The organism is Lysobacter sp. ESA13C (genome assembly GCF_019970005.1).
Lineage (GTDB): Bacteria > Pseudomonadota > Gammaproteobacteria > Xanthomonadales > Xanthomonadaceae > Lysobacter > Lysobacter antibioticus_B.
Map to the genome: position 1 here is coordinate 270,210 of NZ_JAHXYK010000003.1, position 18,534 is coordinate 288,743.

Genomic DNA, 18,534 nt, shown 5'->3' on the forward strand with positions numbered 1-18,534 from the left:
TGCGCCGTGGATCGATGCGCAGTGGCCAATGGCCGCGTCCGTGCACGGGTTCACCACGGTGCGCGGCGGTCTGGGCGTGTCGCAGGCGCCGTTCGATCGCTTCAATCTCGGCACGCGTTACGGCAGCGATCGCGACGATCCGGCCGCGGTGACGCGTAATCGCGAGCTGCTGGTCGAACGTGCGGGCTTGCCGTCGCCGCCGCGTTGGCTGCATCAGGTGCATGGCGTCGACGTGGTGCGTTTCGACGGCCGCAGCGACGGCGACGAGGAACCGGTCGGCGATGCCTCGGTGACTTCCAGCCCCGGCACCGTGCTCGCGATCCTCACCGCCGATTGCCTGCCGGTGCTGTTCGCCGCCGAAGACGGCAGCGAGGTCGGCGCCGCCCATGCGGGCTGGCGCGGTCTGGCCGCCGGCGTGCTCGAAGCGACGGTCGCGGCCATGCGCACCACGCCCGGCCGCCTGCGCGCCTGGCTCGGGCCGGCGGCGGGTCCGCAGCACTACGAAATCGGCGCCGAAGTGCGCGAGGCCTTCGTCGCAGGCGATGCCGAGGCGGCCTCGGCTTTCGTCGCCACGCGGCCGCAGCATTGGCGCGTCGATCTGTATGCCCTGGCGCGGATGCGTCTGGCGCAGGCCGGCCTGGCGGCCGATCATATCCACGGCGGCGGGTTGTGCACGATTTCCGAACCCGGCCGCTTCTACTCCCATCGTCGCGACCGCCGCACCGGCCGCATGGCGACCCTCATCTGGATGCAATGATGACTCTCTTGGCCCAACGGACGGTCCTGTCCCTTTCTTTATCCCTCACCGCGCTACTGTGCACCGATGCCATGGCGGCGGATTGCGAGGCGCGCGTTTACGACCTGCTGCGGGCCGCCTATCCCGGCAGCACCGGCGAAACCGGCGACGAGGGCGAGCTGCTGCGTACCGCCGGCTCGCCCACGCGTTGGATCAATCTCGGCGAAGTGGCCTGCAAGGTCTGGCCGGCTTCGCCGGACAAGACCCTGCTGGCGGTGCGGCTGCGTCACCAGGCCGCGACCGGCATGGACAGCGACACCGCCGATCTGGAAGTGCTGGTCGCCGATTCGGCGCGCCCGCGCATCCTGCAGCGTTACCGCGAGGACGACGCACTGCAGTCGGACGCGGTGCGGATCAGTTCGGTGACCCTGGATACCGCGCGATATCGCCTCAACGAAAGCACCACCGCCTTCGGCGTGCGCATCGGCTACACCGGCTCCTCGCGCGCCAACCCTTACAGCAGCACGGTGATGAACCTGTACGTCGGCGACGGCGCCAAGCTGCGGCCGGTGCTGAGCAAGCTGGAAGTGTCGAAAGAGCGCGGCGAGTGGGACACCAATTGCGCCGGCGAATTCGAGAACGTGCAGCGCACCGTCGCGATCGACGCCAAGCGCGACCGCGGCTATGCCGGCCTACGCATCAACAGCGTCGAGGAAAGCACCCGCAACGAGCTCGACGACAAGGACTGCAACGAAGTGCCCGGCCCGACCAGGAAGAGCAGCGTGCGCCTGGCCTATGACGGCCGCGAGTACACGGTGCCGGACGATCTGCGCGGGCTGTAAATGCGAAACCAGGCAGTGAACCGGGCGCCGACCCGGGACGAGGCGCGGCTGGGCGCGCGCGAGGGGTTGTATCCGCGCGCGCTCGGTGTGCGCTTCGTGTACCTGCCGCGGACCCTGCGGCTGCTGCATGGTCGCGGCGGGCGCCGGACCTATCGTGGCGAAGCCCAGGTCGAACGCGGCCGCGGGCTGTGCTCGCGGTTGTTCGCGCGCATTGCCCGCCTGCCCAAGGCGCATGCCGGGCCGATCGAGGTCGAGATCGACGCCAACGCGCGCGGCGAGACCTGGACCCGGCGTTTCGGCAAGTCGGCGATGCGCTCGCGCCTGGTCGAACGCGATGGCCTGGTGTTCGAACGCCTGGGGCCGATGCGGTTCGCGTTCGCGTTGGACCTGGCCGGCGAGCTGCCCGATGCGGCCGCGTCGGGCGTGCTGTCGCTCGGTACCGGCGCGCAGGTGACGGTGTCGTCGGCGGTGATGCCGGCCCAGCTCGCCGACGGGCCGGTGGATCCGGCGGAGGGCGACAGCGGGGCGGACGACCCCGGCCTGTCGTGGCGGCTGGTGCGGGTGCGTGCGCTAGGGCTGCCCCTGCCGTCGGGCTGGTTCGCCGGCGTGCGCGCGCGCGAGTTCGAGCGCGACGGGCGCTATCACTTCGACGTCGCCGCGCAGTTGCCGGTCGTGGGCTTGTTGGTGCGCTATCGCGGCTGGCTGGACGTCGAGGGCTGAGCGCTCGCGGCGGGCGGCCATGCCGCCATTTGGACCGCTGCGTTTCCCCAGCCCGGGCCCCAAAGGGTCTGCGGCGTTCTATGCTCCGGACGGACCGGGTCTGCTGGCGAAATCCGCGGGTTTCCGGGAGGGACGTCGCGCTTACGGTTCTTGGTCGCGGCTTGTGACCGTAGGAAATCCCTGTGGGACGCCGCTCCTACTCTTAAAGCGCGTCGTCCCGACGGGATGGATTTCCCGTCATTGCCATCATCGCAATCCACCCGCACACGGAGCGCGGGTTCCACCGGGCAGGGATGCGTCGACCTTTCGCGTTTCGAGTACCCACATGACGCCATCGAGCTTTCGCGTTGCACCCCTCGCTTTCGTCACCGCCGGCCGCGTGGAGTGCGTTCGATGAGCGCCGCCGCGCCGCGCCGCTGGCTGGTAGCAGGCGATCTCAACGGCTTCTTCGGCCTGGTCGTCGACAACCTGTCGATCCTCGGCTTCATCTCCGCGGCCCTGATCGGCATCTTCGGTTTTCCGGCCGAGGTCATCTATACGCGCATGTTCCCCGGCACCGCGTTCGGCGTGCTGGTCGGCAACCTGATCTACACCTTCATGGCGCGGCGCCTGGCGGCCAAGAGCGGCCGCGACGACGTCACCGCGATGCCGCTGGGCCTGGATGCGCCGACCAGCATCGGCATGGCCTTGCTGGTGCTCGGCCCGGCCTTCGTCGGGTTCAAGCAGCAGGGCATGGACGAACAGGCCGCGGCCCTCGCCACCTGGCAGCTCGGCATGGCCTCGTTGGTGGTGATGGGCGTGCTGAAGTTCGTGTTGTCGTTCGCCGGCGACACTGTCACCCGGCTGATTCCGCGCGCCGGTCTGCTCGGTTCGATCGCCGGCGTGGCGCTGGTGTTGATGGGCTTCCTGCCGCTGATCGAGACCCTGCGCTCGCCGATGGTGGGTTTCATCACCTTGGGTTTGCTGTTGTATGTGTTGATCGCGAAGGGGCGATTGCCGGTGAAGCTGCCGGGGGTGTTTCTGGCGTTCGTGTTTGGCACGGTGCTGTATTACGGCTTCGGGGCGCTGGGGTTGGGAGCGCCGGGCTTCGCTTGGCCCGAGCCTTCGCCGCTGCGTTTCGTGCTGCCGTGGCCGAGCCTGGGCTTCATCGACGGCCTGGCCTACACCAAACCTTATCTGCCGCTGCTGTTGCCGTTCGGCCTGCTGATGGTGGTGGGCGGCATCAACGTCAGCGAAAGCGCGCGCGCCGCCGGCGACGATTACCGCACCCGCGACATCCTGCTGGCCGAGGCCTTCTCGACCCTGGTCGCCGGGTTTTGCGGCGGCGTCGCCCAGACCACGCCCTACATCGGCCAGCCCGCCTACAAGCACATGGGCGCGCGCAGCGGCTACACCTTGTTGACCGGCTTGTTCATCGGCCTCGGCGGCATCCTCGGCATCGTTTCCGGCCTGGTGCAGTGGCTGCCGCTGGCGGTGCTCGCGCCGATCATCGTCTACGTCGCCCTCGACATCACCACCCAGGCCTTCCAGGCCACGCCGAGCAAGCATGCGACCGCGATGGTGTTCGGCTTCCTGCCGTCGGTGGCCTATATGCTGGCGATCAAGACCGGCAACCCGGGCTGGATCGCCCCGGACCACCATGCGCAGCTCATGAACGCGCTCGATGGCCACGGCCTGCCCGAGCTCGCGGTGATCGTGACCCTCGGCAACGGCTTCATCATGACCTCGATGATCTGGACCTCGGCGGTTGCGGCGATGGTCGACGGCCGCCTGCGTCGCGCCTCGGTATTCCTGCTGGCCGGCGCGGCGTTGAGCCTGTTCGGCATCATCCACTCGGTCGACCCGCGCGGCGGCATCTACCTGCCGTGGGCCCTGGAGGGGCTGCAGCGCACGATCGCCCTGCAATTCATCGGCGCCTACGTCGGTCTGGCGGTTTTGCTGGGCTTGCTGTCTTTGCAGCGCAATGCCGTGCCGGCCGAGCCGCAGGCTTGAGAGCGGCCGGGTTTGCCCGCAGATCGTCTGTTCCCCTTTGAACCGGCCCACGCCATGTCCTTGCAGAACGAACTCGACGCCGTCCCCGGCGTGACCGCGCGCCCGGAAGCCGCCACCCGCGACTTCGTCTTCAACCACACCATGCTGCGGGTGAAAGATCCGCGCCAGTCGCTGGACTTCTACACCCGCGTGCTCGGCTTCACCCTGGTGCGCAAGCGCGACTTCGCCGAAGCCAAGTTCAGCCTGTACTTCCTGGTGTTGGTGGCCGACCCCGCGCAGATCCCGGCCGAAGAACCCGCGCGCGGCGAATGGCTGCTGAGCCAGCGCGGCGTGCTCGAACTGACCCACAACCACGGCACCGAGGACGACGCGGACTTCGCCTACCACGACGGCAACAGCGATCCGCGCGGCTTCGGTCACATCTGCGTGTCGGTGCCCGACATCGAAGCCGCCTGCGCGCGCTTCGAGCAACTCGGCGTCGCCTTCCAGAAACGCCTCAGCGACGGTCGCATGAAGAACATCGCCTTCATCAAGGACCCGGACGGTTACTGGGTCGAGATCCTGCAGCCGAACAGCCTGGTCTGATCCGCGGTTCCAGATCGCTTTCTTTCGAATTTCCCCACCCGAACACCGCGCAGGCAGTCCCCGCCCCCTTTGAAAAAGGGGGCAGGGGGGATTTGCTCTTGCTGTGTTGAGTCGCCATAGCGCGCGAGCGAAGCAAATCCCCGCGCTATTGCGTCGATCAGGCCTCAGACCAATGCCGGGCGCTCGCCCCCTTTGCAAAGGGGGCGTCGGGCAGCGGCGCGTTGCTGGACGAGATCACCGCTAGCGCCTGCAGTTCCCCCCTTTGGAAAAGGGGGCTAGGGGGATTTGCTCTGCAGTCAGTTGCCGAACCGGCCAACTGGCCGTCCCGGCCCCCCTCCCGCCTTGAATCGCCCCCTCCAGCCCGCATTAACAGGTCATTCGCGGCCGCGGCGCGACACTCGCGCCCCGGGCCGCCATACCTTCGGAGAGACCACTCATGCGGATGGACAAGCTTACTTCGCGCTTCCAGCAGGCGCTGTCGGACGCGCAATCGCTCGCGGTCGGGCGCGACCACAGCGTCATCGAGCCGGCGCATTTGCTGACCGCGCTGCTCGAGCAGAGCGGCGGCAGCACGCGTCCGTTGCTGGCCCAGGCCGGCGTCAACGTGCCGCTGTTGCGTGAGCGCCTCGGCGAAGCGTTGGAGAAACTGCCCAAGGTGTCGGGCCAAGCCGGGCAAGTCTCGGTCGGCAACGACCTGGCGCGCCTGCTCAACGTCACCGACAAGCTGGCGCAGCAGCGCAGCGATGCCTTCATCGCCAGCGAATTGTTCCTGCTCGCCGCGCTCGACGACGGCGGCGAAGTCGGACGCGCGCTGAAGGCGGCCGGAGCGACCAAGGCCAAGCTCGAACCGGCCATCGACAAACTGCGCGGGGGCGAAAGCGTGCAATCCGAAAACGCCGAAGAACAGCGGCAGGCGCTGGAAAAATACTGCATCGACCTGACCGCGCGCGCCGAGTCGGGCAAGCTCGACCCGGTGGTCGGCCGCGACGAAGAAATCCGTCGCACCATCCAGGTGCTGCAACGCCGCACCAAGAACAACCCGGTGCTGATCGGCGAACCCGGCGTCGGCAAGACCGCCATCGTCGAAGGCCTGGCCCAGCGCATAATCAACAACGAAGTGCCCGAAGGCCTGCGCGGCAAGCGCGTGCTGTCGCTCGACATGGGCGCGCTGATCGCCGGCGCCAAGTTCCGCGGCGAGTTCGAAGAGCGCCTGAAGGCCGTGCTCAACGACCTGGCCAAGAACGAAGGCCAGGTGATCTTGTTCATCGACGAGCTGCACACCATGGTCGGCGCCGGCAAGGCCGAGGGTGCGATGGACGCCGGCAACATGCTCAAGCCCGCGCTCGCGCGCGGCGAGCTGCATTGCATCGGCGCGACCACGCTCGACGAGTACCGCAAATACGTCGAGAAAGACGCCGCGCTGGAGCGCCGCTTCCAGAAAGTGTTCGTCGGCGAGCCGACGGTCGAGGACACCATCGCGATCCTGCGCGGCCTCAAGGAGCGCTACGCCGTGCATCACGGCGTCGAGATCACCGACCCGGCGATCGTCGCCGCGGCGACCCTGTCGCATCGCTACATCGCCGACCGCCAGCTGCCCGACAAGGCCATCGACCTGATGGACGAAGCCGCCTCGCGCATCCGCATGGAGATCGACTCCAAGCCCGAGGAACTCGACCGCAAGGAACGCCGCCTGATCCAGCTCAAGATCCAGCGCGAGGCGCTGAAGAAGGAGAAGGACGCCGAGTCCAAGCAGCGCCTGGCCGATCTCGAAGCCGAGATCGCCACGCTCGAGCGCGAGTTCAACGACCTCGAGGAAATCTGGAAGGCCGAGAAGGCGACCTTGCAGGGCGCGACCAAGATCAAGGAGCAGATCGAGCAGGCCAAGCTCGACCTGGAAGCCGCGCAACGCACCCAGGATTACGCGCGCATGAGCGAGATCCAGTACGGCAAGCTGCCCGAGCTGGAGAAGCAGCTCAAGGCCGCGCAGGAAGCCGAGACCCAGGGCTTCAAGCTGTTGCAGGACAAGGTCACCGCCGAAGAGATCGCCGAAGTCGTGGCGCGCTGGACCGGCATCCCGGTGGCGAAGATGCTCGAAGGCGAGCGCGACAAGCTGCTGAAGATGGAGCACGCCCTGCACGCGCGCGTGGTCGGCCAGGACGAAGCAGTGCGGGTGGTGTCCGACGCGGTGCGGCGTTCGCGCGCCGGCCTGTCCGACCCGAACCGTCCGAGTGGTTCGTTCCTGTTCCTCGGCCCGACCGGCGTGGGCAAGACCGAGTTGTGCAAGGCGCTGGCCGAGTTCCTGTTCGACTCGGCCGACGCGATGATCCGCATCGACATGAGCGAGTTCATGGAGAAGCACGCGGTCAGCCGTCTGGTCGGCGCGCCTCCGGGCTATGTCGGCTACGAAGAGGGCGGCTATCTGACCGAGGCCGTGCGTCGCCGTCCCTACAGCGTGATCCTGCTCGACGAGGTCGAGAAGGCGCATCCGGACGTGTTCAACATCCTGTTGCAGGTGCTCGACGACGGCCGCCTGACCGACGGCCAGGGCCGCACCGTCGATTTCCGCAACACGGTGATCGTGATGACCTCGAACCTGGGCTCGCAGATGATCCAGGAGATGAATTCCGACGACACGCCCGAGGGCTATACGCAGATGAAGGCGGCGGTGATGGGCGTGGTGCAGGCGCACTTCCGTCCCGAGTTCATCAATCGCCTCGACGACATCGTCGTGTTCCATCCGCTCGACAAGAGCCAGATCCGCGAGATCGCCAAGATCCAGCTGCATGGTCTGGAAAAGCGCCTCGCCGAGCGCGGTCTGAAACTGGCGCTGTCGGATGCCGGCCTGGCCCTGATCGGCAACGTCGGTTTCGACCCGGTCTACGGTGCGCGACCGCTCAAGCGTGCGGTGCAGCAGCAGTTGGAGAACCCGCTCGCGCAGAAGATCCTCAGCGGTGAGTTCGTCAGCGGCGACACCATCCGCGTGGATGCGCAGGGTGGGCATCTGGTATTCGGCAAGGATTGATCGGCGCAACGGATGCCGCATGACCAACAAAGGCCCGCGATTCGCGGGCCTTTGTTTTTTCATCGTCATCCGTCGGTTGCCGGTCGCGGCTTGCGCCGCTCTTACCCAAGAGCGGCAGCATTGCTGCTGCTGCTGCTGCTGCTGCTGCTGCTGTTGCTGTTGCTGTTGCTGTTGCTGTCGCCGTAATGAGCTTGGCGTAGTACCAACCTTGCGAGAACATTGGAGACCCGGAGGGCGGCGCACAGGACGTGCGCCGTTTTTCGATAGGACAAGGATGTCCTATCGAAAAATCCCGGCGCGGGCATCGCACTCGTGGCCTGTGCCCTTGCAAGGAGAGCCCTTTTCTTTGGTTACTTTTCTTTTGGGCTTAGCAAAAGAAAGTAACCCGGCCGCGTCAGCGGACGGAAGCTCTGCTCTTGCTTGTGGCTTCTCGATCAGCAAGATCAAGATCAAACGCCAAAAGCTTCCGCCACTAAAGCGGCGGGTAACTTTCTTTTGTCTAAAGCAACAAAAGTCCGTCTGGATTCCCTTCGGTCAAAAGTCACCAAAGAAAAATGCTTTTCTTTGAATCAAGGGCCCGAACGAGCGTTGCATCCGCGAGGATTTTTCATACGGGACATCCCTGTCCCGATGAAAAACGGCGCGCATCCCTGCGCGCCGCCCTTCGGGTCGTCTATGGCCTTCGCGAGCGCGTAGCTGCGCACAGCAACAGCAAAATCTTCGCGGCAACGGCAACGGCAACGGCAACGATAGTGGGGTCGTGCGGGACGTGTTTCTCAGCAGCCTGCCATGACCCTGGACACCATTCAATTCGCCGCCATCGGCGCCGCCTTGCGCGGCACGATCCCCAACGCCTTCTCGATCTGCGCCGGGTCGTAGCGCCTGCCGCCCTTGAATACGGCGTCGACTTTGCGGATGTCGTTCATGTCCTGGATCGGGTCACCGTCGATCAGCACGAGGTCGGCGAGTTTGCCCGGGGCGATCACGCCGCGGTCTTTGTCGACGCCGAGCACTTGCGCCGGGGTCAGGGTCGCCAGACGCAGTACTTCGGCGTTGGCGATGCCGGCGCGGGCGTACAGGATCAACTCGGAGTGCAGCATGTAGCCGGCCAGGGCGTCGGTGCCGGGGAGGATCGTCACGCCGGCGTCGTGCAATGCCTTGAGCACCCGCAGCATGGTCGGGAAGGACTGTGCATAGGCGTGTTCCTCGCCTTTGGGTACCTTCAACGAGCCCCAGCTCAGGTTGCGTTGCGCTTGCGGCGGCAGTCGCGGCGCGACCGTCTTCAAACCGGGCGGGATCTTGCTCTGCGGGTCGCCGGCGAACAGGTCTTCGGCGATGCCCATGGTCGGGTCGAGCACGGTATGCGTGCGCTTGAGAAAGGCGATGAAATCGCGGACCTCGGCGCGTTCCGGCGGAAACTCGGCGGCGTGCGCGGCCGGCTCGGTCAGCCGCGCCATGGTGCGGGTTTCCTGCACGCGCGGGTAAAGGAAGTTGAGTTCGACGAACAGGATGTGCTGCAGTTCGTCGGCGCCGGCCTCGATGAATTGGCGCGCCGACATGAAGGCGGGCACGTGGCCGCTGTAGCGCAGGCCGCGGGCATGGGCGCGGTCGGCGATCACCGGCACCAGTTCGGGTTTCAGCGAGGAATAGCTCTTGATCTGCATGTAACCGTGGTCGGCGTACCAGTCGACCGCCTTGATCGCTTCCTCGGGCGTGTCGACCAACATCTTGGTGGGGCCGGCGTAAGGCCCGGGGCCGTCGATGAAGCCGGCGGCGAGCACGCGCGGGCCGATCTCGGTGCCGGCGTCGAAGCGCTTGACCTTGTCCAGGAAGGCGTCGGTGTTGTTGGCGACGTCGCGGCTGCTGGTGACGCCGTTCGCGATGTCCATCGCGCCGTCGGAGTCGCCGTAATGCTTGTGTACGTCCCACAGGCCGGGCATCAGGAAACGGCCGCCGGCATCGAGGATCTCGGCGTTCGCCGGTGGCTTGAGCGCGGCGTCGGCGGCGACGCGGACGATGCGCTCGCCCTCGACCAGGACGCTGGTGTTCGGCGTCACCGACAGGTCGCGTGGGTCGTAGAGGCGCGCGTTGCGGATCAACAACGGGCCTTTCGGCGTGTAGGTCAGCTCGCGCGCCAACTTCAGCGACCACTCGGCGCCGGCGCGTTCCTGGAATTCGATCAGTTTGGCGAGCGAATCCTTGTATTCGGGGGAAAGGATCGAGACCCAGCCCGAGGCCATGATCAGCGCGGCGGTGTTGCCTTCGGCGTCCAGCCAGACCGAGCCGGGCGTGTAGTCGAGCCCTGACACGCGATACAAGGACAAGATCGCCGGACCCTTGGCCGTCGTCACTTCGAGCGTGCCCGCACTATCGAGCCGCGCTTCGCCGGCCGGCAGCAGGGCGAGCTTGCGCTCGGGGGCTTTCAGCAACGCGCGCACCAGCACGCCCTGGATTTCCGGGGTGGCATTAAGCGGCAGGAAAAAGGCCGGCGTGGTCAAGGCTTTCTCGCCTTGCTCGCTGTCGTTCTTCCAGCGCGCCTTGCCGTCGCGCACGCTGAAGCTCTCTTCGACCGGAACTTTCAGATAATTGTGGCCGCTGCCGCGGTACTCGACCGGAATGCCGGCGGCATCGAGCGTCCATTCGGTCTTGAGGTGGTCGCCGCGGCCGCGGTCGCTGTACTGGTATTCGACGCGTGTGCTGCCGTCGCTCGCGGTTTCGACGATCTGCTGCCCGGCGGGTTTGCCTTGCAGCAGCATGATCTGTTCGCGCTTGGCGGGCGCGGCGATGACGTTCGTAATCGCCAGGGACAGCAACAGCGCAACGGTCGAACGCATGGCGGACACCTCGGGCATTCGCGGCGGAGCCGCTGGGCCGGGCCGATCGCAGGCGCCCGCAGCGGCGAGGTCCTCTTTATAGCCGATCCGCCGATCCGCGAAATGTACTGCGATCGACGAAAAGCGACGGCCCGGGAGTTCGGGCCGCCGCGGTGCATGTTTCTAGCTAGGGCAGAGTTCCATCCCTGTAGGAGCGACGCAAGTCGCGACCAAGGAACGCGCAGAAGCGGCACCGCCGATGCTATTCATCGAAGCGGCGTGCCGTCGCGAAGGTAGGAGCGGCGCAAGCCGCGACCGCGCCCTGCCGGGCTCCGGCGTCTCCTTCAATCATGAGCAAGGCTTCCGTCCGCTGACGCGGCCGGGTTACTTTCTTTTGCTAAGCCCAAAAGTCCGTCTGGATTCCCTTCGGTCAAAGGTAACCAAAGGGAGGGCTCTCCTTGCAAGGGCACAGGCCACGAGTGCGATGCCGGCGCCGGGATTTTTCGATAAGACGTCCCTGTCTTATCGAGTCATTCCTTTTTAAAGGCTGGGCGCACGTCCTGAGCGCCGCCCTCCGGGTCTACGGTTAACAGGTAAAGCAGCAAAGCAAATCAAAATCACTGCAACGCAGCGCTGCGTGCCTTACCACTTATAGCCGACCTTGATGTAGCCGAAGGCGCCGTTGAAGCCGAACGGCGAGGCGGTGTTGTACGGCAGGTAGTTGCGGGTGCCGCGCACCAGCTTGGACTCGTCGGGATAGGCGTCGAGGACGTTGTCGCCGCCGACGGTGAAGTCCCAGTTGTTCAGGCGATAGGTCGCGGCCAGGTCCAGGGTCCATTCGTCGCCGAAGGTCTGGTCCTGCCTCGGGTCGGTCGCGTGCAACTCGGTGAACTCGCCGTAGCGGGTGGCGGTGGCGGTGAAGTTCCAGTTGCCGGTCTTCCAGTCGCCTGCGAGGAAGAACTTGTCGCGCGGCGCGCCCTTGGTGATGCGTCCGATTTCGGTGCGGCCGATGCGCACCGCGGCCGGGTCGATCGCCGCCAGGCGCGGCGGGTTCGGGGCGATCTTGTCGATCTCGGTCTTGGAGTAGTTGTAGCCCGCGGTGAGGTTGAGCTTGCCCGAGCCGACGTCCCAACCGTAGGTGGCGATGATGTCCACGCCCTTGGTGTCGGTGTCGACGGCATTGGTGAAGTAGCGGCCGCCGCCGATGCCGGGATAGCCGTTGGCGTTGAGGTAGTTGCGCACCGCCGCGCTGGTCAGGTTTTCCGACAGCAGGATGCGGTCCTTCACCTGGATGTTGTAGGCGTCGATGGTGATGTAGAGCTGGTCGGCCGGCTGCAGCACCAGGCCCAGGCTGTAATTGGTCGACTCTTCCGCCTTCAACGCTTCCGAGCCCAGGGCGATGGCGGCCGGGTTGTCGACGCGGAAGGTGCCGATCTCGTACGGGATGCCGCTGATGAAGTTGGTGGCGATCGACTGGAAGAACTGCTGCTGCAGCGACGGCGCGCGGAAGCCGGTCGAGGCGGTGGCGCGCAGGGCGACCTTGTCGGTGAAGGCGTAGCGGCCGGACAGCTTGCCCGAGGTGGTTTCGCCGAAATCGCTGTAGGTCTCGTAACGCGCGGCGGCGCCGAGCGAGAACTTGTCGGTCAGGTCGGCTTCGGCGTCGATGTAGACCGAATAGCTGTGACGGTCGAAGTCGCCGGCATCGCTGGCGCGGAAGCCGGAGAACACCTGCGCGCCCGGGATGATCTGGCCGTTCGGCGCGGCCACGCCGCCGTTGGCGTAGGACAGCGGCTCGCCGGCGCGTTCGGAGAACTCTTCGCCGCGCCATTCCGCGCCCCAGGCGAAGGTCACCGGGTACTGCCAGCCGAAGTCGACCGACTTGGTGAAGTCCAGGTTGAGCACGTGCTGGGTGACTTCCAGCGCGCCGGCGTAGAACTGCGTCGGCGAGGTCGGGCCGAGGCTGCGGTTGAGGGTGTTCTCGATGTCGAAGGTCAGGCCGTTGTGGCCGTAGTTGTAGCTCAGGTCGATCTGGGTGCCGCCGGCGGTTTCGCTGCGCAGGCCGAACACCGCGGCGCGATCCTTACTGACGTTGTGGATCTGCGGCAGGAAGCCGTTCGGGTAGATCGCCGGGATGTTGCGCGGGTCGCCGGCGAAGCGGAAATAGCCGTTCGAGAGCACGTCGCGTTCGCTGTAGCTGCCGAACGAATAGAAGCTCAGGTATTCGGTGGGGTTGTATTCGCCGTTGTAGGCGAACGCGCCCTGGTCGATCTCGGGATCGCCGTAGCGCTGCTCGACGCGGCCCTGGAACGGCCGCGCACGATTGGTCTGGTCTTGGTGCCCGCCTTGCGCGGCCAGGTGCAGCCAGCCGTTCTCGCCGAGCTTGATGCCGGTGTCGCCGGACAACTGGTACTGCTTGCCGTCGCCGGCGCTGTACTGGCCGTAGCGCGCGGCGATGCTGCCGCCTTCGCCGCTTCCTTTAAGGACGACGTTGATGACGCCGGCGATAGCGTCCGAGCCGTACTGCGCGGAAGCGCCGTCGCGCAGCACTTCGACGCGTTCGATCGCGGCGATCGGAATGGCGTTCAGATCGACCGGCGAGGAGCCGCGGCCCTGGCTGCCGTTGAGGTTGATCAGGGCGGTGGTGTGACGGCGCTTGCCGTTGACCAGCACCAGCACCTGGTCGGGGGCCAGGCCGCGCAGCTGCGCCGGGCGCACCGCGTCGGTGCCGTCGGTGATGGCCGGGCGCGGGAAGTTCAGCGAGGGCAGGGCGCGCGACAGCGCGGTGGCCAGCTCGACGGTACCGGTGGCTTCCAGGGTTTCGGGGGTGATGATGTCGATCGGCGCGGTGGACTCGGCGACGGTGCGGTCGCTGACGCGGGTGCCGGTGACGATGACCTGGTCCAGGGTCTTGGGATCGTTTTGCGGCGCGTCCTGCGCGTAGACCGGCGCGGCGAGCGCTACCAGGAGGCCGAGGGCCAGAGGGTGACGTGAACCGGCGAAGGTGCGGCGGACGGGCATGACGACTCCTTGATGGGGATGACAGCGATGTCATTCGGATTTAACACGAACGTAACAACCGGTCAATGAAGCGGCCAAATATTGCCTAACGCAAGTAGTAGAAAAGTGGTAATGGCACACTCTTTGCGGAATCTGGGGGTGGGCCGATGGCCGCTGCGCCTGACTCGCTTGGAGCTTTCTGGCCCTCATCCCCGTTAAGCCTTCATCTCTAGCAAGCTGTCATTCCCCCCAGGTCGTCATCCCCGCGAAGGCGGGGATCCACCGGGTTTTCGTGCGAGAACGCTTGAAGTCTCTGCGGGCCCGGCGAGGCGCGCAGCGCGCCCAGGCGTTCATGGATGCGCGAGCCAGTGGCTCGCGCATCCATTCACCCCCGCCTGCGCGGGGATGACGATCCGGGGGCTAAGCCCGGCGAGGGGCGCCCTGGCCGCGGTCCAGAGACTTCAAGCGCGCTCGCACGAATTCCGGTGGCGTCCCGACCTCGCTCGACTGCTAAGATGCGCGCGCTCAAGGTGATCGCCGACACACAATCGGCGATTGAAACGGGAATCCGGTCCCCGCTTCTGGCGTTCGCCAGGTCGGTCAATCCGGAGCTGCCCCCGCAACGGTAAGCGAGTACACGTACCGCACGACGCCACTGTGTTCCGACACGGGAAGGCGCGGTACGGGAGACCCGGTCCGATCTCGGACCGCCTCCGCTCGCAAGCCCGGAGACCGGCCCGGAGCGCGAACCGACAGGCGGAGGGCCATGTCTCGGGGCATCGGCGTGCGCGCCGTCTCTCCGTTCCGCCATCCCCCTGTCACGACCTGGTCTAGACCGCGCGGGTGAGGCGCGGCCATGGAGAGCCGACTGTGACGTTCCGTTTTTCCGCTGTTCCGCGCCTTGCGCGCATCCCCGCGCGCTGCGCTTTCGTATTCGCCGGTTCCGCATTCGCCGCCTCCGCGCTGGCCGCGCCCGCGGTCGATCTCGACCAGGTCGTGGTCACCGCGAGCCGCACCGCCCAGACCCAGGACGCCACGCTCGCCGCGGTAACCGTGATCGACCGCGCCCAGATCGAACGCCTGCAGCCCTCGTCGCTGCCGGACCTGTTGCGCGGCACGCCGGGCGCTTCTTTGGCCAATAACGGCGGCCCGGGCAAGGCGACGTCGCTGTTTCTGCGCGGCAGCGAGTCCGACCACGTGCTGGTGCTGATCGACGGGGTCAAGATCGGTTCGGCGACCAGCGGCGGCGCCTCGCTGCAGGACATTCCGGTCGAACAGATCGAACGCGTCGAAATCGTGCGCGGCCCGTTCTCCAGCCTGTACGGCTCCGAAGCCATCGGCGGCGTCATCCAGATCTTCACCCGGCGGCCGCAGGGCGCGTTCGTGCCGAGCTTCAGCGCCTCGGTCGGCAGCTACGCCACCCATCGAGCCACCGCCGGCGTCGCCGGCAAGGGCGAACGTGGCTGGTATTCGATCAACGCCGCCCACGAAGACACCGACGGCATCAACGCCTGCCGCGGCAAGCCCTCGCCGGGCGGCGCGGGTTGTTTCACCAACTCGCCGGACCGCGACGGCTATCGCAACGATTCGCTGACCCTGCAGGGCGGCTACCGCTTCAACGAGCAATGGGACGCCGAAGCGCGCTTGTTCCGCACCGAAAACCATAACGAGTACGACGGCAGCCAGAACAACGAGGCCGACGGCGTGCAGCAGGTCGCCGGCGCCAAGCTGCGCTACCGGCCCAGCGACCGCGTCAGCCTCAGCGCCAGCGCCGGCCGCAGCGAAGACCTCAGCGACACCTACAAGAACGGCAAGTACTCCAGCACCTTCGAGACCCGGCGTCAGCTCGGCTCGGTGCAGGGCGACATCGGCATCGGCAGCGGCCTGCTCACGCTCGGTTTCGACTGGCAGCGCGACCGCATCGACAGCAATACCCGCTATGCCCGCGACGCCCGCATCCTGCGCGGCGCCTTCGGCCAGTGGCAGCAGAGTTTCGGCGCGCACGCGCTGCAGGCCAGCCTGCGCCGCGACGACGACAGCCAGTTCGGCGGCGAGACCACCGGCAGCCTGCTGTGGGGCTGGAACCTCAGCGAGGCGCTGCGTTTGACCGCGAGCTACGGCACCGCGTTCAAGGCACCGACCTTCAACGAGTTGTACTACCCGGGTTACGGCAATGCCGGCCTGTCGCCGGAAACCTCGCGCAGCGTCGAAATCGGCCTGCGCGGCATCCACGGCGAGCGCCGCCAGCATGTATGGTCGCTCAACGCCTACGAGAGCGACATCGACGACCTGATCGCGTTCGATTCCTCGATCGGCTTGCCCGGCAACGTCGATCGCGCGCGCATCCGCGGCCTGGAAGCGGCGTTCGACACCCGTCTGGCCGACTGGGACCTGCGCGCCAGCGCGACCTGGCTGGACCCGCGCAACGACAGCCGCAGCGCCAGCCGCGACAAACTCCTGCCGCGGCGTGCGCGGCAGAGCGCGCGCATCGATGCCGACCGCCGCATCGCGGTCGGCAACGGTGCCTGGTCGTTCGGTGCCAGCGTCTATGCCGCGGGCGATCGTTATGATGACTTGGCCAATACGCGTCGCCTGGCCGGCTACGCGCTCACCGATCTGCGCCTGGGCTACGCCTTCAACGAGGCCTGGAGCGTGCAGTTGGCGGCGAACAACGTGTTCGATCGCCGTTACGAAACCGCCGCTTTCTACAATCAGCCCGGCCGCAATTATCTGTTGACCTTGCGTTACCGGCCTTCCCGCTGACGGATCAGCAACCTCGGCCCGCATCCGCGGACTTTGCCGGCAACCACCGCGTTGCCGGCGCCTATCGAGAGTCGCCGATGAAGAATTTGCCCGGTCCCATTCAATTAAGCCTGTCGTGCCTGTTGTTGATGGTGATGATCGCCACGCGCTTCCATCACTTCGGCGATCTGCTGCATCTGCCCGATGCCTCGATGGCGGTGTTCTTTCTCGGCGGCCTGTATCTGCGCCGGCACTTGGGCTACGCGGTGTTCCTGCTCGCGGCGGTCGCCATCGACTACTTCGCGATCACCGGGCGCGGCCTGAATTTCTTCGACCACTACTGCGTGACTCCGTCGTATGCCTTCCTGCTGCTGGCCTATGCCGTGCTGTGGTACGCCGGGCGCTGGTATGCGCCGCGCATGCCGGCCGGTTGGCGCGGATTCGGGCGTGCGTTAGGCGTGGCCTTCGCCGCCGCCAGCGTATCGTTCCTGATTTCCAATGGCGCCTTCTACTGGTTCGGCGGCCGCTACGCCGAGCCGAACTTCGCCGAGTACCTAAGCCGGGTCTGGCGCTGGGGCCCGCTGTTCGTGCGTACCACCATGAGTTACATCGCGGTCGCGTTCGTCGCGCACGCGGCGGTCGCGCGTATCGCACGTCCGCCGGCCTCGCAGCCGACCACGAACCGTTGATAGCCGTCCCTTCGCGTTCCGGAGCTTGAGCATGTCGAACCCTCTCCCCGTCGTCTCCACCGCGGTGCTGCCGCTGGAATCGCGGCAGGCGCTGATCGCGACCGCCGCGTCGCTGGCGCTGCTGATGATCTGCACCCGCGGCCAACACTTCGCCAGCGTCGACGCTTTGCCCAGTGCGTCGTGGGCGGTGTTTTTCCTGGTCGGCGCCTTGCTGCGTCCGGTCTGGGCGTTCCCGGCATTTTTCGTGTTGTCCTCGGCGCTCGACCTGGGCAGCCTGGCGCTCGGCCGCATCACCGACTGGTGCTTGTCGCCGGCCTATTGGGCGCTGGCCCTGGCCTACGGCGCGCTGTGGTTCGGCGGCCGCGTCTATGCGCGCGTGCATCGCGACCATTGGGGCACGGTGCCGCGCCTGGTATTGGTGTTGCTGGCGACCTCGGTGGTGACCTACCTGATTTCCAAGGGCGGGTTTTATTTCCTGTCCGGCCGCTACCCCGATGCGAGCCTGGCCGGCTTCATCGATCGCATCCCACAGTACTACCCGCGCGCCCTCGGCACCTTGGCCGGTTATGTCGGCCTGGTTTTCGGGGGCTATGCGGTCGCGCGCAGCCTGATCCTGCGCCAGCGTAGCGGGGCGACGGCATGAGCGCGGATAACAACAACGGCGGCAAGAACGACGGCATGGGCGACCGCGCCGGTTTCGCTGCGAGCAGCGAAGAGCGCCACCGCGAACGCATGCAGCGCAAGAAGGAACTGATCGACCGCAAGATCGCCCAGGCGACCATCGAACGCGGCGTGCTGGTGGTCAATACCGGCAACGGCAAGGGCAAGAGCTCCTCGGGCTTCGGCATGCTCGCGCGTTCGCTCGGGCACGGTTTCAAGTGCGGGGTGGTGCAGTTCATCAAGGGCAGCTTCTCGACCGGCGAAGAGGCTTTCTTCCGGCGTTTCGAAGAACTGGACTATCACGTGATGGGCGAGGGCTTCACCTGGGAAACCCAGGACAAGGAGCGCGACATCCGCGCCGCGCAGTCGGCCTGGGCGATCGCGGCGAAGATGATGGCCGACCCCGGCTACGACTTCGTCCTGCTCGACGAGTTGAACATCGCCTTGGCGCACCGCTACGTCGCGCTCGACGACGTGCTGGCCGCGGTCGCGGCGCGGCCGGAGCGGCAGCACGTGGTCATCACCGGCCGCGGCGCCCCCGATGCCCTGATCGAAGCGGCCGACACCGTCACCGAGATGCGCGTGGTCAAGCATGCGTTCAAGGCGGGGATCAAGGCGCAGAAGGGGATCGAACTTTAGAGCGGGAGTCGGGAATGGGGAATCGGGAGTCGTAAAAGCGGGATTCGTAGACACTGACGGGACGAGCGATATGTCTTCTGGCAACGAAAAATTGGGC

At 66.5% G+C, this 18,534-nt stretch carries 14 protein-coding genes and 1 riboswitch; of the genes, 12 read left to right on the top strand and 2 right to left on the bottom strand.

The window, feature by feature from the left end:
- Positions 1 to 28 precede the first annotated feature (28 nt).
- The 8 genes from pgeF (at position 29) to LC490_RS07355 (ending at position 8,465) form a co-directional block, all read left to right on the top strand.
- Positions 29 to 757 carry a peptidoglycan editing factor PgeF gene (gene pgeF, locus LC490_RS07320; protein WP_223619961.1) on the top strand — a complete coding sequence of 243 codons (729 nt, stop codon included), beginning with the start codon at positions 29 to 31 and terminating at the stop codon, positions 755 to 757.
- The gene (locus tag LC490_RS07325) at positions 757 to 1,578 is read left to right on the top strand and encodes a hypothetical protein (RefSeq protein WP_223619746.1); all 822 of its coding nucleotides are present in this window, start codon (positions 757 to 759) and stop codon (positions 1,576 to 1,578) included. The genes pgeF and LC490_RS07325 overlap by 1 nt, the downstream gene beginning before the upstream one ends.
- Positions 1,579 to 1,593: 15 nt before the next feature.
- Entirely contained in the window at positions 1,594 to 2,298 is a 705-nt protein-coding gene (locus LC490_RS07330; protein WP_223619747.1) for a DUF4166 domain-containing protein, read from the top strand.
- 384 nt (positions 2,299 to 2,682) lie between these two features.
- Complete coding sequence (locus LC490_RS07335; RefSeq protein ID WP_223619748.1) at positions 2,683 to 4,290, top strand: hypothetical protein; 1,608 nt, start codon at positions 2,683 to 2,685, stop codon at positions 4,288 to 4,290.
- Positions 4,291 to 4,344: 54 nt separating this feature from the next.
- Positions 4,345 to 4,875: a lactoylglutathione lyase gene (gene gloA, locus LC490_RS07340; protein WP_031371636.1), complete on the top strand. Its 531-nt coding sequence runs from the start codon at positions 4,345 to 4,347 to the stop codon at positions 4,873 to 4,875.
- Positions 4,876 to 5,311: 436 nt separating this feature from the next.
- Positions 5,312 to 7,897, top strand: a complete 2,586-nt coding sequence (gene clpB / locus LC490_RS07345; RefSeq protein ID WP_223619749.1) for an ATP-dependent chaperone ClpB — start codon at positions 5,312 to 5,314, stop codon at positions 7,895 to 7,897.
- 12 nt (positions 7,898 to 7,909) lie between these two features.
- Positions 7,910 to 8,083: a hypothetical protein gene (locus LC490_RS07350; RefSeq protein WP_223619750.1), complete on the top strand. Its 174-nt coding sequence runs from the start codon at positions 7,910 to 7,912 to the stop codon at positions 8,081 to 8,083.
- Positions 8,084 to 8,171: 88 nt separating this feature from the next.
- Positions 8,172 to 8,465 carry a hypothetical protein gene (locus LC490_RS07355; RefSeq protein WP_223619751.1) on the top strand — a complete coding sequence of 98 codons (294 nt, stop codon included), beginning with the start codon at positions 8,172 to 8,174 and terminating at the stop codon, positions 8,463 to 8,465.
- Positions 8,466 to 8,703: 238 nt separating this feature from the next.
- Here the strand turns inward: LC490_RS07355 and LC490_RS07360 are convergent, their stop codons facing one another.
- Positions 8,704 to 10,731, bottom strand: coding sequence for an amidohydrolase family protein (locus LC490_RS07360; RefSeq protein ID WP_223619752.1), 2,028 nt, complete (start codon positions 10,729 to 10,731; stop codon positions 8,704 to 8,706).
- Positions 10,732 to 11,352: 621 nt separating this feature from the next.
- Positions 11,353 to 13,728, bottom strand: a complete 2,376-nt coding sequence (locus LC490_RS07365) for a TonB-dependent receptor (RefSeq protein ID WP_223619753.1) — start codon at positions 13,726 to 13,728, stop codon at positions 11,353 to 11,355.
- Between the two features lie 490 nt (positions 13,729 to 14,218).
- A riboswitch (cobalamin riboswitch) is annotated at positions 14,219 to 14,463 on the top strand.
- Positions 14,464 to 14,616: 153 nt separating this feature from the next.
- Between LC490_RS07365 and btuB the strand changes: the two genes are divergently transcribed.
- The 4 genes from btuB (at position 14,617) to cobO (ending at position 18,437) form a co-directional block, all read left to right on the top strand.
- The gene (btuB, locus tag LC490_RS07370; RefSeq protein WP_223619962.1) at positions 14,617 to 16,470 is read left to right on the top strand and encodes a TonB-dependent vitamin B12 receptor; all 1,854 of its coding nucleotides are present in this window, start codon (positions 14,617 to 14,619) and stop codon (positions 16,468 to 16,470) included.
- Positions 16,471 to 16,547: 77 nt separating this feature from the next.
- The gene (locus LC490_RS07375; RefSeq protein WP_223619754.1) at positions 16,548 to 17,138 is read left to right on the top strand and encodes a hypothetical protein; all 591 of its coding nucleotides are present in this window, start codon (positions 16,548 to 16,550) and stop codon (positions 17,136 to 17,138) included.
- Positions 17,139 to 17,262: 124 nt separating this feature from the next.
- Entirely contained in the window at positions 17,263 to 17,781 is a 519-nt protein-coding gene (locus LC490_RS07380) for a hypothetical protein (RefSeq protein ID WP_223619963.1), read from the top strand.
- Between the two features lie 35 nt (positions 17,782 to 17,816).
- Positions 17,817 to 18,437, top strand: a complete 621-nt coding sequence (cobO, locus tag LC490_RS07385; protein ID WP_031373905.1) for a cob(I)yrinic acid a,c-diamide adenosyltransferase — start codon at positions 17,817 to 17,819, stop codon at positions 18,435 to 18,437.
- The last annotated feature ends 97 nt before the right edge of the window (positions 18,438 to 18,534 follow it).

Bases quoted from the DNA above. Each gene is read 5' to 3' on its own strand.
- pgeF (WP_223619961.1), top strand. From the start codon at position 29: ATGGCCGCGTCCGTGCACGGGTTCACCACGGTGCGCGGCGGTCTGGGC.
- LC490_RS07325 (WP_223619746.1), top strand. From the start codon at position 757: ATGACTCTCTTGGCCCAACGGACGGTCCTGTCCCTTTCTTTATCCCTC.
- clpB (WP_223619749.1), top strand. From the start codon at position 5,312: ATGCGGATGGACAAGCTTACTTCGCGCTTCCAGCAGGCGCTGTCGGAC.
- LC490_RS07350 (WP_223619750.1), top strand. From the start codon at position 7,910: ATGCCGCATGACCAACAAAGGCCCGCGATTCGCGGGCCTTTGTTTTTT.
- LC490_RS07360 (WP_223619752.1), bottom strand. From the start codon at position 10,731: ATGCGTTCGACCGTTGCGCTGTTGCTGTCCCTGGCGATTACGAACGTC.
- LC490_RS07365 (WP_223619753.1), bottom strand. From the start codon at position 13,728: ATGCCCGTCCGCCGCACCTTCGCCGGTTCACGTCACCCTCTGGCCCTC.
- cobO (WP_031373905.1), top strand. From the start codon at position 17,817: ATGGGCGACCGCGCCGGTTTCGCTGCGAGCAGCGAAGAGCGCCACCGC.
- LC490_RS07355 (WP_223619751.1), top strand. From the start codon at position 8,172: ATGTCCTATCGAAAAATCCCGGCGCGGGCATCGCACTCGTGGCCTGTG.
- gloA (WP_031371636.1), top strand. From the start codon at position 4,345: ATGTCCTTGCAGAACGAACTCGACGCCGTCCCCGGCGTGACCGCGCGC.
- LC490_RS07375 (WP_223619754.1), top strand. From the start codon at position 16,548: ATGAAGAATTTGCCCGGTCCCATTCAATTAAGCCTGTCGTGCCTGTTG.
- LC490_RS07380 (WP_223619963.1), top strand. From the start codon at position 17,263: ATGATCTGCACCCGCGGCCAACACTTCGCCAGCGTCGACGCTTTGCCC.